A 15001-nucleotide genomic window follows, 5' to 3' on the forward strand; every position below is an offset into this window, starting at 1 on the left:
CTATAAAAGGCAAAATATACTTATGGAAGAGTCAAAAACTCAATCTAAACAAAAATCTACCAATAATGGTAGGAAAACAAGAACTCACGTACCCGTAGAGGGCTTTAAAATTGAACAACTAAGAGAACTTCCCCTTGAAGACCTTCTTAAAATAGCAAAAGACTTAGAAGTAGAAAACCCACAAGAACTTAAAAGACAAGACTTAATGTTTAACATTTTAAAATCACAAATCGATCAAGGTGGTTTTATTCTGTTTACAGGAATCCTTGAAATTAAAGATGGTGGTTTTGGTTTCTTAAGAGCTATGGATGGAAACTTTTCAGATACATCAAATGATTCATATGTTTCAGCAACACAAATTAGAAAGTTTGCATTAAGAACAGGTGACATTGTAACTGGACAAGTTAGACCACCAAACAAAGATAGTGAAAAATATAATGCTTTATTAAAAATTGAAGCAATTAACTACCTACCAATCAACGAATCAAAAAACAGACCTCTATTTGACAATTTAACTCCTTTATATTCAACTGAAAGATTTAAATTTGAATATGACCAAACAAGAATGACAGGAAGAATGTTAGACTTATTTGCTCCAATGGGTAAAGGTCAAAGGGGACTAATCGTTGCACCTCCAAAAACTGGTAAAACTGAGTTACTAAAAGAGTTGGCTCATGGTATTACAAGAAATCACCCTGATACTCACTTAATGGTTCTTTTAATTGATGAAAGACCAGAAGAGGTGACTGATATGCAAAGGTCTGTTAAAGGTGAAGTTTATTCTTCTACTTTCGATTTACCAGCACATAATCATGTTAGAGTTGCAGAGATTGTAATTGAAAAAGCAAAAAGACTTGTAGAGATGAAAAAAGATGTTGTAATCTTACTTGATTCTATTACAAGATTAGCAAGAGCATATAATACTGTTACTCCAAGTTCAGGAAAAGTACTTTCTGGTGGGGTTGATGCAAATGCACTTCACAAGCCAAAAAGATTCTTTGGTGCAGCTAGAAATATTGAAGAAGGTGGTTCTTTAACTATTATTTCAACTGCTCTTATTGAAACTGGTTCAAAAATGGATGAAGTTATTTTTGAAGAGTTCAAAGGTACTGGTAACTCAGAAGTTGTATTATCTAGAAATGCGGCAAATAGAAGAGTTTACCCAGCTCTTGATATTATTAAATCTGGAACTAGAAAAGAAGAGCTACTTCTTACTCCTGAGATTTTACAAAAAACTTGGATTTTAAGAAATGCAATTGGTTCTATGGATGAAGTAGAAGCACTTAAATTCTTATATTCAAAAATGCAAAAAACTAAAAACAATGAAGAGTTTTTCGCAGGAATGAACGAGTAAAAATTGTAGTCCCAAGAGGGGCTACTTTTTTTTGTCTATAATCTTAAGTATAATAATCAAGATTAAAATACTTGGTATTCTTAAAGTAAAATCAAAATTACAAATAAGTTACCTCTTTAATACTTGTTTTATGCTTTTTTGTATAATATTCGGCCACAAATAAGGACTTATTATGATAACTATTAAAAATCTGAATAAATTTTATGGTAGTACTAAAGTTTTAAATGATATATCAATTGACATTAAAGAGGGTGAAATTTTTGCTATTGTTGGCCACAGTGGTGCAGGAAAATCTACACTTTTAAGATGTATAAATGGACTTGAAGATTATAGTGATGGTTCATTAAGAGTAAATGATAAAGAGATTAAAACACTTGATAAAAACAGTTTAAGAGAGTTTAGAAAAAATATTGGAATGATTTTTCAACATTTTTCATTAATTCAAAGAAAAACTGTATATGAAAATGTTGCACTTCCAATGCAACTTTGGGGATATAGCAAGGCTGAAATTGATAAAAAAGTAAATGATTTATTAGCTCTTGTTGGTTTAGAAAACAAACTAAACTCATATCCTAGTCAATTAAGTGGTGGACAAAAACAGCGTGTTGCTATTGCTAGAGCATTGACTTTAGACCCAGAAGTTTTATTATCAGATGAAGCAACATCTGCCCTTGACCCAAATACAACTACTTCTATTTTAAATCTTTTAAAAGAGATTAATGAGAAGCTTAATATTACTATTGTAATTGTTACTCATGAAATGGAAGTTGTAAAACAAATAGCTCAAAAAGCATTACTTTTAGAGCATGGAAATATTATTGGTTTTGATGATACGGAAGAACTATTTTTAAAACCAGATGAAAAGATGAAACACTTCTTAGGTGAGAGTGAAGTAGTTCCTGCTCAGGGTGTAAATATTAAACTATATTTTCCAAAGGATAATGCTTACCAATCTTTTATTACAAAGATGGCAAGAGAGTTAGATATGGACTTTAATATTGTATGGGGAAAATTAGAAGAGATAAATACTCATATTGTAGGAAATATGGTTATAAATATTGAAGAAGTAAATCAGCAAAAAGTGATTGATTATATTAAAGAGCATGACATTGTATGGGAGGTGTTATAATGGTTGATATTTTATTACCAGCACTTGGTGAAACTGTATATATGTCTTTTGTTTCTACATTTTTTGCAGTAGTAATTGGGTTTCTTTTAGCAATTGTTCTAATTCTTACTTCAAAAGGTGGATTAAGAGAGAACTTAAAACTATATACAATATTAGATGTTGTGATTAATACATTAAGATCTTTTCCATTTATTATCTTAATGATTGTTTTATTTCCTCTTACAAAGTTTTTAATAGGAAAAAGTATTGGTACAACAGCAGCTATTATTCCACTTACAATTGGGGCAGCTCCTTTTATAGCTAGACTTATTGAGAGTGCATTTAAAGAAGTAGATAAAGGTGTTATTGAAGCTGCAAAATCATTTGGTGCAAGTGATTGGCAAATTATCTTTAAAGTGATGCTTGTAGAAGCATTACCTAGTATAGTTTCAGCTATTACTTTAACACTAATTACAGTTATTGGTTTTTCTGCTATGGCAGGAGCTGTTGGTGGTGGAGGTTTAGGAGATGTAGCTATTAAATATGGTTACTACAGATTCCAAACAGACACAATGTTATATACAGTAGTTATATTAATTGCCTTAGTTCAATTAGTACAAAGTACTGGTGATTATATTTATAAAATAACTAAAAAATAAGAAAGGATTTAGATGTTAAAAAATATTTTAAAATTAGCATTACTTGGTGCAGTAGCACTTGGGTTTGTTGCTTGTACAGGTTCTGAAGAACCAAAAGAAGAAGCAAAAAAAGTTATCAAAGTTGGAGCTACTCCAGTTCCTCACTCAGAGATTTTAGAAGTTGTTAAACCACTTTTAAAAGCTAAAGGTTATGAGTTAGAAATCGTTGAGTTTACTGATTATGTTACTCCAAATATTGCAGTTGATGAAGGGCAATTAGATGCAAACTTCTTCCAGCACACTCCATATTTAGTTGAGTTTAATAAATCAAAAAATACTAAATTAGTTAAAACTGTAAATGTTCACTTAGAGCCAATGGGATTGTACTCTAATAAAATCAAGTCACTTGATGAGTTAGCTGATGGTGCAACTATTGCAGTACCAAACGACCCAACAAATGGAAGTAGAGCTTTAGATGTATTAGTTAAAGAGGGTTTATTAAAATTCAAAGATGTTCAGTTCAAAACTGCAATTGATATTATTGAAAACCCAAAAAACTTAAAAATCAAAGAATTAGATGCTCCTCAATTACCAAGAGTTCTTGATGAAGTAGATGCTGCAATTATTAATACAAACTATGCTTTAGCTGCTGATTTAAATCCTACTAAAGATGCACTAGTAATTGAGTCAAAAGATTCTCCATATGCTAATATTTTAGTTGTAAGAGAAGGTAATGAAAACAAAGATTATATCAAAGCATTAGATGAAGTATTAACGTCAAAAGAGGTTAAAGAGTTTATTGCTACTAAATATAAAGGTTCTATTGTAGAAGCTTTCTAATATAAAAAGAAGGAGTTTTTCCTTCTTTTTAATCTTCCTTTACAAACATATTTATTACATATGTAACTGCTGTAAATGCTACTAAACTTAAAATCACAAACATTAAAATTTCACTGATAAACATGACAATTCCTTTGCATATCTTATAATAAATGAACACTCATTCATAAAGTAAGAAGTATAAAGAAAATAGCTTTATATAACTCTTAAGTAGTTTTGAAAACCTTTTCATATTGTTCTAATCTAAAATCAAAAGTAGTATAGTCTGGATTTTGTAGTTTTCTTTCTTTGTAGAGTCTGTTTGAACCAATATATCTATTAGCTGCATTTGATGGAGAAGTAAGAGAAATAGTTTTTATTTCTCTATTATCAAAGATAAATTTATGTTGTTTTGGAATATTTGAGCAAACAAGTTCAAATTTTATATTTTGTTTTTTAAGTATCTGTCTTAAAAAATATTCTGGACCATTTTTTGAGTTTCCTCCTGTAAAAATAAGAGTATCTATAGTTTTGTATTCAACTAAATAGTTAAGCATATCTCTTAAAACAATCTCACTCATACCTAAATCACTTGCATCTACTTTCTCTCTTTTGCATGAATCTACAATATCACAAATACCAATTTGATTTTTATCTAAAAACTCTTTTCTTTGAATAACTGCTTCTTGGCTATTATCAAAGAGTAAGTTTAATGAATAAATCTTATCTAAGGTCTGCCATAAAAGGTTATCTTTTGAACCATAACAAAAGTTTACATCCTCTTTTTTAAACTCTTTTTTACAAAATCTTGGAGGTGGCAAAGTACCTACAATAATCTTTTTTGTATCTTTATTTAAGTAGGGTTTATAAGGATGAAAGTGATGAAACAAGTTATGCCTTTCTTTTTTTCAAATTTTAACTTTTAAAGCTTAAAATATTAAGGCTTTAAATATTTATTATTTAACTAATTAGTTATAAGTTTTTAGATATAATCTTTCTTATTTTATAAAGGTTTTGTTTGAAAGTTGGTGTGTTTGATTCAGGTCTTGGAGGCTTAACAGTAGTTCAAGCAATCGCAAACTCTTTAAAGGGTATTGAGGTTTTTTATATTGCAGATACATTGTTTGCCCCTTATGGAGAAAAAACAAAAGAACAAATTTTAAAGCATAGTTTAGATATTACAAATTATTTAATAAAAACACATAAAATAGATGCTTTAATTGTAGCGTGTAACACAGCAACATCAGCAGCAATTATAAATTTAAGAGAAGAGTTTCCTAATTTAATTGTAATAGGAACAGAACCTGGTGTAAAACCAGCAATGCAAACAACTGAATCTAAAAGTATAGGAGTTCTAGCAACACCTGCTACTTTAAGTGGTGAAAAGTATCAAAAGCTTTTAAAGGATTTATCTTTAGAGCATGAAGTTATGGTTTATGACCAAGCTTGTAAAGGTTTAGTTGAACAAATAGAAAACGGAAAAGTTTCCCATGTAGATACACATAAGATGTTAACTACTTGGTTAGAACCTATGAAAGAAAAAAGTGTAGATACTATAGTTTTAGGTTGTACTCATTATCCTTTAGTTAGTGATTTAATAAAAGAGATTATGGGAGCAAATATAAAATTAATTGAGACAGGTTCTGCTATTGCAAGAAGATTAGAGAGTTTGACTTCTAATAATATAAAAAATAAAGAAACAAGAATAAAAGTTTTCTACACAGGTGAAATAAAAAAAGATATGATTAATATGATTTTAGAAAATTGGGAAGATGGTGGAAAAATAATGGTAAGGGAAGTACATGAGTAATAATGAAATTGAAAAAAAAGTTTTAGCATTAAAATATAGACCAAAAAGATTTGAAGATTTAGTTGGGCAAACAACAATTTCACAAACTCTTTCATTGGCATTAGACTCAAACAGATTATCTCATGCTTACCTTTTTAGTGGATTAAGAGGAAGTGGTAAAACTTCAACTGCAAGAATTATGGCAAAAGCGCTTCTTTGCTCAAATGGACCTACATCAAAGCCATGTGAAGTATGTGAAAACTGTCAAAGTGCAAATGCAAATAGACACCTAGATGTTATAGAGATGGATGCTGCTTCAAATAGAGGTATTGATGATATTAAAGATTTAATTGAGCACACAAAATACAAACCAAGCAGTGCTAGATTTAAAGTGTTTATTATCGATGAGGTTCATATGCTTACTACACAAGCATTTAATGCCTTACTTAAAACACTTGAAGAACCTCCTGGTTTTGTAAAGTTTATTCTTGCAACTACTGACCCACTAAAACTTCCAGCAACTATTTTAAGCCGTACTCAACACTTTAGATTTAATAAAATTGCAAATACTGATGTACTTCATCACTTATCACATATTTTAAATGAAGAGAATATTGAGTTTGAAACTGCTGCAATTGATATTATTTCAAGAAGTGGACAAGGAAGTTTAAGGGATACTCTAACTTTACTTGACCAAGCTATTATTTTCTCAAAGGGAAAAATAACAGTAGCAGCTGTAGTTGATATGTTAGGTCTTATTGAACCAGAACTTATGGATAAGATTTTTGATGTAATATTAAAAAAAGGTGATGTAAGAGACTTAGTTAAAGAGCTTGAGAATTATGAGGTTTCTCAAGTTTGTGATGAGATGACAATTTATCTTAGACAGAAGATGCTTGATAAAGATGCAAAATTTGATTTACTTCTTTTTGATAGATTCTTTAGAATATTAAGTGACGCAAAACATTTACTAGCTTTAAATTCAGATGGATCTTTTGTTCTTATTTTAAGTCTTCTAAAAATGATTGAAGCAACAAACCTAAAAACTATTGATGATATTATCAATCAAGTTGAAGAAGTAGAAGTTAAGCCTATGATGAAAGAGGCGATATCAGTTCAAAAAGTTGTAGAGCATGCAAACAATGATATTAATCATGCCTATGATGATAAGCCAGTACAGTTAAATGAACAATATCATCAAAACCAACGTACTGCAAATGCACAAAATGATATCTCTTTAGATAGTATTGATGCAATTGAGACTGTAAAACCTATAGAAACTGTAGAGAAAGCAGCTGTTCAAGAAGCAGTTCCTTTTGAACAAGAACCTACACAAGAAGTAGTTCAAGTAAAAGAAGAACCAGTACAAGAATCAACTCAAATTCAAGAACCAGTAGCTCAAACTACTTTAGAAAAAGAACCAGAGGTGCAAGAAGATAGTTTTGCTACTCCTTTTGATGAGTTTGCAACACCATTTGATGAACCAAGTACTGAACAAACAAAAGAAGAGGTGATTTCTTCTGAAACTTCAACTGTGTCTGAGACTACACAAGTTGAAACACCAGTTGTACAAGAAGAGCCTTCTTCTAGTCCATTTGAAAATAGTACACCTTTTGAAGCTACCTCTGAACCTGTTCAAGCTCAAGAGTCAGTAAACCAAAGTGAAGTACAAACTGAAAATGTACAAGTAGAACAGCCTCTTGAACCTGTACAAATAGCCCAAGAAGAACCTGTTGTTGAAGCCTATGACCCAAACAAAGATGTGTATGAAAAACTTATCAATAAAGTTTATGAAAGAGATGTTCAATTAGGAGAACTTTTTGAGCATAATTTTATCTATAAATCATTTGAAGATAATAAACTTCAAATAAGCTCTTATGCACAAGGGGAAGATAGAAAATTCTTACTTAAACATTATGGTGTAATCAAAATATTCATTTATGATATTTTCGGTGAAAATACAGAGATTGAATTTATAAAGGAAGACCCCTCCACAAGAGGAGCCTAAAAAAAAGCCACAAGAAGAAAATATTGAGAATGAAATAAGAAGAATTGCTCAGGTGAATGATATTTCTTTGGATGAAGCTAAAAAATGGTACGAATCTAAAAATGAAGAACAAAATAACTCATCTGATAGTGGCTCTATGATTGAAGATGTTGAGGTAGGTTCTGGTTGTGTTGCTGATATGCAAAAAACAGCAAACCCAGCTCCTTCTCAAAGAGAGTTAGAATTAAATGAGATATTAAATTCTCCAATGCTTGATAGAGCAAAAGAGTTATTACATGTTAAAAAGATAACTGTAAAAACTAGAAATTAATGAAAGGAAATATATGATTTTAAAACTACTGCTTCCAATATTTTTATTGGCAACTTATTTAAGTGCTGATAAAATTGAAGACCAAATATTAGAGTTTGAAAAGAAAAGATTTTCTCAAAACCCTAGAGTAGAGGTTGATGATTTATCAATTTTTATGAAAAAAGAGTTAGCTCAAAAGGGTTGGTACGGTTTTATTGTTGATATTAAAGCAACAATGGCTGGAAATAAAGTAAATGCTAAAGATATAGTATTTTCAAATGGAGAAGTTATCTCATCTGAGTTATTTGACTTAAAAACAGGAAAATCACTAAAAGATGTAATGACTCCTAAATTAACTGAGAAATATTATGATAAGAAAAGATTAATTGCAGGAAATCATAATGCAAAAGATAAGATTGTAGTCTTCTCTGACCCTTTATGTCCTTTTTGTATGGATTATGTGCCAGATGTAATTAAGCATGTTAAAAAATATGAAGATAAAATAGCATTATACTATTATCATTTTCCTCTTTTAGCTATTCATCCAGCAGCAGCTCCTTTAGTAAAACTAATGGCTAAAGCAAAGCATGATGGAATAAAAGATATTGAGCAAAAAGTATATTCAGTATTTTGGGATGAAAAGTTTTCATCAAAAGTAAAAGATGAAACTATTGTAATTGATGTATTTAATAAAGTGTTTAAAACATCATATACAAAAGAAGATATAAACAGCAAAAAAATAAATGAAGAAATCTTTGAAGATGTATCTATGGGTGAAAATGTTTTAGTTCAAGGTACACCAACTGTTTTTATTAATGGTGAACAAGATAAATCTAAATTAAAATATGAAGAGTTAGGAAAATAAATGAAGAAAATAGTAATAGCAACAAGAAGTAGTAATTTAGCATTATGGCAAAGTGAATATATCAAAGCACAATTAAATGAGCACTATCCAGACTTAGAAGTTGAGTTAAAATCATTTTCTACAAAAGCAGATAAGATTTTAGATGTTCCTTTAGCAAAAATTGGTGGTAAAGGTTTATTTACAAAAGAGTTAGAGATAGCACTTTTAAATAAAGAAGCTGATATTGCTGTTCACTCTTTAAAAGATGTTCCAGTTGAGTTTGAAGATGGTTTTGTATTAGCTGCACTTTCTAAAAGGTTTGACCCAAGAGATGCACTTTTAAGTGAAAAGTATGCAAGTATTCAAGAACTACCTGAAAATGCAGTTGTAGGAACTACAAGTTTAAGAAGAAGACTTGAAATTAAACTATTAAGACCTGATATTGTTTTAAAAGACTTAAGAGGAAATATTAATACTAGAATAGGAAAACTAAAAGCTGGTGAGTATGATGCTATTATTTTAGCTGCAACAGGTGTTCAAAAACTTAAAATTGAAGATGAAGTTAAACACTTTAATCCTATTTCAACAGAAGATATGATTCCATCAATGGGACAAGCAACTTTAGGAATTGAAACTTTAGATAATCCAGAGTTAGTTGAGTTATTATCTGTATTACATGATAAAAACGCAGAAATTGAATCTACAATTGAAAGAGATTTTGTTAGAACATTAGAAGGTGGTTGTCAAGTTCCTATTGGAATTAAAGCAACTATTATTGATGAAAACTCTGTTGATGTTAGAGCAATTGTTGGTATGCCAGATGGAAGTGAATATATTCAAGAAGATATTGTTGCAGATATTAATGAATATAAAACAATTGGTAAAACTTTAGCTCAAACTTTTATTGACCAAGGTGCAAAAGAGTTACTAGCGCGAGCAGAAAAAGTAGCATTTGCATAGCATTTTTAAGGGCTTTTTGCCCTTTATGCTTAGTTACTTCTCAAATTAAAAAAATCCCAAGTAAAATAGTAAATTTACTAGATTTTCCCTATATATTTTTGTATTATTAATTATTAAATTAAGGAGATAATATGAGAATAAAACCAGAAAATTCAATCTTTGTACAAGTAGATATCCAAGAAAAACTATTCCCACATATTTCAAATAATGAAGAGTTAGAAAAGAACTTACAGATTTTAATCAAAGGATTAAAATTGCATGAAGTTCCTGTTATTGTAAATGAACAATATAAAAAAGGTATTGGTGAAACAATTCCTAGTATTCAAGAACTAACAAAAGATTATCCTCACTTTGAAAAAACAACATTCTCTTGTTGTGGAAATGAAGATGGATTAAATGCAATTAAAGCAAGTGGTAGAGATACTGTTATTTTAGCAGGTATTGAAACTCATGTTTGTGTTTTACAAACGGCAATTGATTTATTAGAAGAGGGCTTTAAAGTTGTATTAGTAACTGATTGTGTTAACTCAAGAAAAGAGAAAGATAAAGAGATGGCAATAACTAGACTTGTTCAAGCAGGTGCTATTCCAACTACTTATGAATCACTATTATTTGAGCTAACAGTAAACGCTAAACACCCTGTATTTAAAGAAATATCAAAACTTGTAAAGTAGCCTAGGCTACTTTACTTAAGAACTTACAAACCATTTATTTACTAAATTTTACAATTTTGTTATAATATTTTTTATTAAAGGCAAAATATGAAATATCTTCCAAAAATTTTATTACTTTTATTTATGCTTACTGCTTTAAATGCAACTAATAGTGAGTATTATCAAGTTAAAGAATATCTAGAAAAAAATAAACAAGAATACAAATACAATGAGTTTAAAAGAACTGTAAAAGAGAATGCACAGGCTTTAGAAAAAAAGAATAAAAAAATAAAAGTTGTACTTGTGTATCCTGCAAATCAGATTTCTGATTATTGGAGAAAAAGTAAAATCTCTTTTGAGAAAAGATTAAAAGAGTTAAATATAGATTATGAACTAATTGAGTTCTTTTCAAAACCTGCAATTGAAATTAAAGAGCAATCAAAACACTTAATGAAAGCATTAAAACTAAATCCTGACTATCTTATTTTTACCCTTGATGCTAATAAACATAAAAAGTTTATAGAAAGAATTATTAGCAAAAGAAAAACAAAACTTATTTTACAGAATATAACAACTCCTATAAAAGCATGGGGAGAGAGACAACCTTTTATTTATGTTGGTTTTGACCATTATAAGGGAAGTAAACTTTTAGCAGACTATTATATAAAACAGACAAATGGAAAAGGAAATTATGCTGTTTTATATGGTTCAAAAGGGTATGTTAGTTTTATGAGGGGAAATAAATTCGTAGACTATATTAGGAAAAACTCTGAATTGAAAGTAATACATGAATACTATACTGATGTAAATAAAGAGAAAGCAAAAAATGCAACACTCGATTTACTTAATAGAGATAGTAATATAAAGTTTATCTATGCTTGTACAACTGATATTGCAATGGGAGCAATAGAAGCATTAAAAGAGAAAAATTTATTAGGTAAAATAAAAGTAAATGGCTGGGGTGGAGGCTTTAAAGAGTTAGAAGCTATCGAAAAAGGTGAGCTTGATATAACTGTTATGAGAATGAATGATGATAATGGTGTAGCAATGGCAGAAGCAATTAAGTTTGATATCTCTAATCAATCATATAAGGTTCCAACTATTTACTCAGGAGAGTTTGCTCTAGTAGATAAAAACATAGATAAAACTGAGTTGGAGAATTTAAGAAATATAGCTTTTAGGTATACAAAAGATGATTAAGAAAAAGAAATTTTCCCTTACCTTAATAAATAGTTTATCTATTATAATATTTTTAATAGTTGTATCTTTTGGTATTTCTATTTGGGCATACTTTTCTACAGAAAAAGTACTAAATCACAATTTAAAACAGTACTTTAATCAAACAAAAAATCTAACAAAAATAATAGTATCAAATGAGAAAAAAAGTCTTGATGAGATTACTTTTAAAATAAGTAAGATTCTTTCAAAAGTAGATGAAAGTGAAAACTCTATAGAGAGATTAATAAGTGATTCAATATCTACTGATCAAGTAGATTTACTCTATTTAGAAAAGGATAAAGAGATTATTGATTTTAGTAACTCTTTATTTGATACAGATTATATAATTAAACAAATAAGTAAAAAAAGAGTAAAAGAAGGAAATATCTTTTTAATCATAGAAAACAAAGGAGAGAAGTTTTTAATTCTTCTTAGTTCTAAAAAGATTATTAATCAAGAAACAGGAAGAGTAAATGCAAAACTTTATGCGGGGAAAATCATAAATGACAACTTCTCTATAGTTTCTAATATCAAAGAAAATGCCTCTTTAGTAGATGTGTTTGTTTACCATGATGATTATTTAGTAGCAACAACTGCAAAAAATGAATTAACAAATATAGAGAGTTTAAAAAACAAAGAGATTATAAAGAACAATGACAAGATATATTTCAATGAAAGAGTTGACATTAGCAATAATGACTTTATAAATGTAATATATATTATCAATAACTCTTCAATTTCATTATTGAAAAATGATTTTATGAAAGCTGGTATATTATTACTTCTTTTTGTTGTAGTCTCTTTTACAATTTTATATATCTTCACAAATAGATATTTTATAGAACCCTTCTCAAAACTTCTAAACTTTGCAAAAGAATCAAAAGACAATAAACTAGTGATTTATGAACAGAGCAATATTTTAGAGTTTGATAACTTTGCCGTGAATCTAAAAGATATTATTGATGAATTAAGAGATTTAAAAGAGCAATATGCAAGAGCTATTGAGGGAGTTCAAGATGGGCTTTGGGACTTAGATTTAGTAAATGATAGTGCATACTACTCTAGAAGATATTTAGAGATGTTAGGTTATAACTCTTTAGATGAGGTAGATGATATTAAAAACTTTTGGAAAAAGAGTGTTCATCCTGCTGATTATAAAAATACTTTAAAAAAACTAGCTAAACATCTAAGGGGAGAAACAAGCTTTTATCAAGACCATTATAGGTTTAGATGTAAAGATGGTTCTTATAGATGGCTAAGAATTAGAGGAAAAGTATTTTTTGATATAGAAGGAAAACCAATAAGAATGACAGGTTTTCATACGGATGTTGATGAAATTATTAGACTACAAAAAGATAATAAGAAAAAAGAACAAATGATTTACCAACAAAGTAAATTAGCCTCTATGGGTGAAATGATTGGTAATATTGCCCACCAATGGAGACAGCCTTTAAATGTAATTAGTACTATCTCTTCAAGTCAAATTATGCAAATAGAGCTTAAGATAGATAAAAAAGAAGAGACTGTAAGAGATTTAGAAAAAATAGTTGATACAGTTCAATATCTATCTACAATTATTGATAAGTTTAGAAACTTCTTTAACCCAAATAAAGAGCTTGAAACATTTAACTTAGAAGATATTATAAAAGAGAATATCGAAATCTTTGAAACTTCATATAAGTCACATGGAATATATCTACATACTGATTTAACACCAGTTAATATAAAAGGTTATAAGTTTGAACTAATGCAAGTAGTTATTAATCTTATTAACAATGCAAAAGATGCTATTCAAGCTAATTTAAAACCAGAAAATAAAAAGTATATCTTTATGAAAAATTATATCGAAGATGATAAGGTTATTATTAAAGTATCTGATAATGCAGGTGGAATTAAAGAGAAAATTAAAGAGAAGATTTATGAACCGTATTTTACTACAAAACATAAATCCCAAGGAACTGGTTTAGGTCTTTATATGTCTTCTGAGATTATAAAAAAGCATTTTAATGGGCAAATTTATAATGAAACAATTGTATATGAGTATGAAAAAGGAAAATACAAAGGTGAAGAGTTTACAATAGTAATACCTATTAATGTAAATCAATAGGTATTAAATTCTAAGTAGATATTTCCCATATTTTAAAGTCCAAACAAAAAATAAAAGTATCCAAATAGTTGCACTTAAGTGTAAGATATTCATAAACATAGTTGAGTTATCTAATACTAAAATAGAAGCAGCAACTCTTGCTATAACTAAAACTTGTGTTAATACAAAAAGCCATTTAGTAAGTTCATCTGCAACAATAGGTTGAGCAGGAATTGCATGACCTAAGCTAACTCTACTTCCAAACCCAATTAATAAAGTTGTCACAAACCCAAGGGCAAAAATATGAAGTCCTAATTTTAAAATAGAACCTTCTACTAGTGATTCTATAAATATTCCTGCAAAACCTAATGGAAACCATGCAAAACCTAGTACTAAAATCTGTAAAATGGCACTTGTCTTTTTAAACATATTAAGTTTAATAAATACATATGTAAAAAATAAAAATGATAAAAATGAACTAGCAATAATAAGAGACTTTAAGTCAAACTGTAAAGCAATAGCAACAATTGTGATAAGTACAAAAGATAAAGGTTTAATAAACTTAGGTTTTTGCCATGGATTGATTTTTGTATAGGTAAAATAAAACCCTGGAATCATTCTTAAAGCTACAAAATACACCATATTTATTAAATAAGCAAAGAAGATTAAATAAGATAAATTTAGACTAAATAAAGCTTCAATAGTAAGAAGAACAGCACCTATAATAAAAATAGAGTTTAAGTAAATACTATCCTCTTTGATAAAGGCTTTTCCTTCTTTTATAGTTGAGTAAAAAATCTTTGCAAAATAAAACATCACTAATGCAACAATTAGTTTTCCAACTAATGAATTTATTAATAAGCCTATGAAAATACCACCTTGCATAATAATCCATGGCTTTACATATAGGCTTTCTTTAATTGCAGGGGCTGCATTATATTTTGGAATAACTGTAATTAAAAACCCTAAGAAAGCATTTGTAAATACTGCATAGTTTAGTCCAAAACCATGAATAGTAGAAAACTCTAAAGATGTTTTACCCATCAAAGAAAATAGGGTCATTATCATTATAAAGATAGAGAAAAAGATTGCACTTACAAAAAACATTTGGTGAGCTTGTGAACAAAATTTTTCTTTCCATGTTTGTTCTATAACTTGTTGTTTGGGAGAAGTTGAAAATTGCATAACATATCCTAATAAATTTTAGGAAGTATTACATAAAAGAGAGGTTAGTT

General features: G+C 28.8%; 14 protein-coding genes. 12 read left to right on the forward strand and 2 right to left on the reverse strand.

What is annotated here, in order from left to right:
* Window positions 1-22: 22 nt before the first annotated feature.
* From rho to CRV03_RS08035, 4 genes are all read left to right on the forward strand, one after another.
* Window positions 23-1354 carry a transcription termination factor Rho gene (rho, locus tag CRV03_RS08020; RefSeq protein ID WP_129084619.1) on the forward strand — a complete coding sequence of 444 codons (1332 nt, stop codon included), beginning with the start codon at window positions 23-25 and terminating at the stop codon, window positions 1352-1354.
* Window positions 1355-1526: 172 nt separating this feature from the next.
* Entirely contained in the window at window positions 1527-2483 is a 957-nt protein-coding gene (locus CRV03_RS08025; protein WP_129084620.1) for a methionine ABC transporter ATP-binding protein, read from the forward strand.
* Window positions 2483-3121 carry a methionine ABC transporter permease gene (locus tag CRV03_RS08030; protein WP_129084621.1) on the forward strand — a complete coding sequence of 213 codons (639 nt, stop codon included), beginning with the start codon at window positions 2483-2485 and terminating at the stop codon, window positions 3119-3121. Before CRV03_RS08025 ends, CRV03_RS08030 begins: the two co-directional genes overlap by 1 nt.
* A gap of 12 nt (window positions 3122-3133) precedes the next feature.
* Window positions 3134-3940 carry a MetQ/NlpA family ABC transporter substrate-binding protein gene (locus CRV03_RS08035; protein ID WP_129084622.1) on the forward strand — a complete coding sequence of 269 codons (807 nt, stop codon included), beginning with the start codon at window positions 3134-3136 and terminating at the stop codon, window positions 3938-3940.
* 206 nt (window positions 3941-4146) lie between these two features.
* Here CRV03_RS08035 and CRV03_RS08040 read toward each other — a convergent pair whose 3' ends face one another.
* Complete coding sequence (locus CRV03_RS08040; protein WP_129084623.1) at window positions 4147-4809, reverse strand: uracil-DNA glycosylase family protein; 663 nt, start codon at window positions 4807-4809, stop codon at window positions 4147-4149.
* A 128-nt stretch (window positions 4810-4937) separates the two neighbouring features.
* Between CRV03_RS08040 and murI the strand changes: the two genes are divergently transcribed.
* The 8 genes from murI to CRV03_RS08080 all read left to right on the forward strand — a co-directional run bounded on the left by murI (window position 4938) and on the right by CRV03_RS08080 (window position 13787).
* Entirely contained in the window at window positions 4938-5729 is a 792-nt protein-coding gene (gene murI / locus CRV03_RS08045; RefSeq protein WP_129084624.1) for a glutamate racemase, read from the forward strand.
* Entirely contained in the window at window positions 5722-7716 is a 1995-nt protein-coding gene (locus tag CRV03_RS08050) for a DNA polymerase III subunit gamma/tau (RefSeq protein WP_258239044.1), read from the forward strand. The genes murI and CRV03_RS08050 overlap by 8 nt, the downstream gene beginning before the upstream one ends.
* Before the next feature lie 52 nt (window positions 7717-7768).
* Entirely contained in the window at window positions 7769-8026 is a 258-nt protein-coding gene (locus tag CRV03_RS08055; protein WP_129084625.1) for a hypothetical protein, read from the forward strand.
* A gap of 13 nt (window positions 8027-8039) precedes the next feature.
* The gene (locus CRV03_RS08060; RefSeq protein WP_129084626.1) at window positions 8040-8870 is read left to right on the forward strand and encodes a thioredoxin domain-containing protein; all 831 of its coding nucleotides are present in this window, start codon (window positions 8040-8042) and stop codon (window positions 8868-8870) included.
* Complete coding sequence (hemC, locus tag CRV03_RS08065) at window positions 8871-9809, forward strand: hydroxymethylbilane synthase (RefSeq protein WP_129084627.1); 939 nt, start codon at window positions 8871-8873, stop codon at window positions 9807-9809.
* Window positions 9810-9940: 131 nt separating this feature from the next.
* Window positions 9941-10483, forward strand: coding sequence for a hydrolase (locus CRV03_RS08070; protein WP_129084628.1), 543 nt, complete (start codon window positions 9941-9943; stop codon window positions 10481-10483).
* Window positions 10484-10570: 87 nt separating this feature from the next.
* On the forward strand, window positions 10571-11662 hold the full coding sequence (locus CRV03_RS08075) for a substrate-binding domain-containing protein (RefSeq protein ID WP_129084629.1): 1092 nt from the start codon (window positions 10571-10573) through the stop codon (window positions 11660-11662).
* Complete coding sequence (locus CRV03_RS08080; RefSeq protein WP_129084630.1) at window positions 11655-13787, forward strand: PAS domain-containing protein; 2133 nt, start codon at window positions 11655-11657, stop codon at window positions 13785-13787. Before CRV03_RS08075 ends, CRV03_RS08080 begins: the two co-directional genes overlap by 8 nt.
* Window positions 13788-13790: 3 nt before the next feature.
* On the opposite strand, the gene CRV03_RS08085 is transcribed toward CRV03_RS08080, so the two are convergent.
* Complete coding sequence (locus CRV03_RS08085; protein WP_129084631.1) at window positions 13791-14951, reverse strand: NnrS family protein; 1161 nt, start codon at window positions 14949-14951, stop codon at window positions 13791-13793.
* Between the last annotated feature and the right edge of the window lie 50 nt (window positions 14952-15001).

This window comes from Arcobacter sp. F155 (genome assembly GCF_004116455.1).
Taxonomy (GTDB): Bacteria; Campylobacterota; Campylobacteria; order Campylobacterales; family Arcobacteraceae; genus Halarcobacter.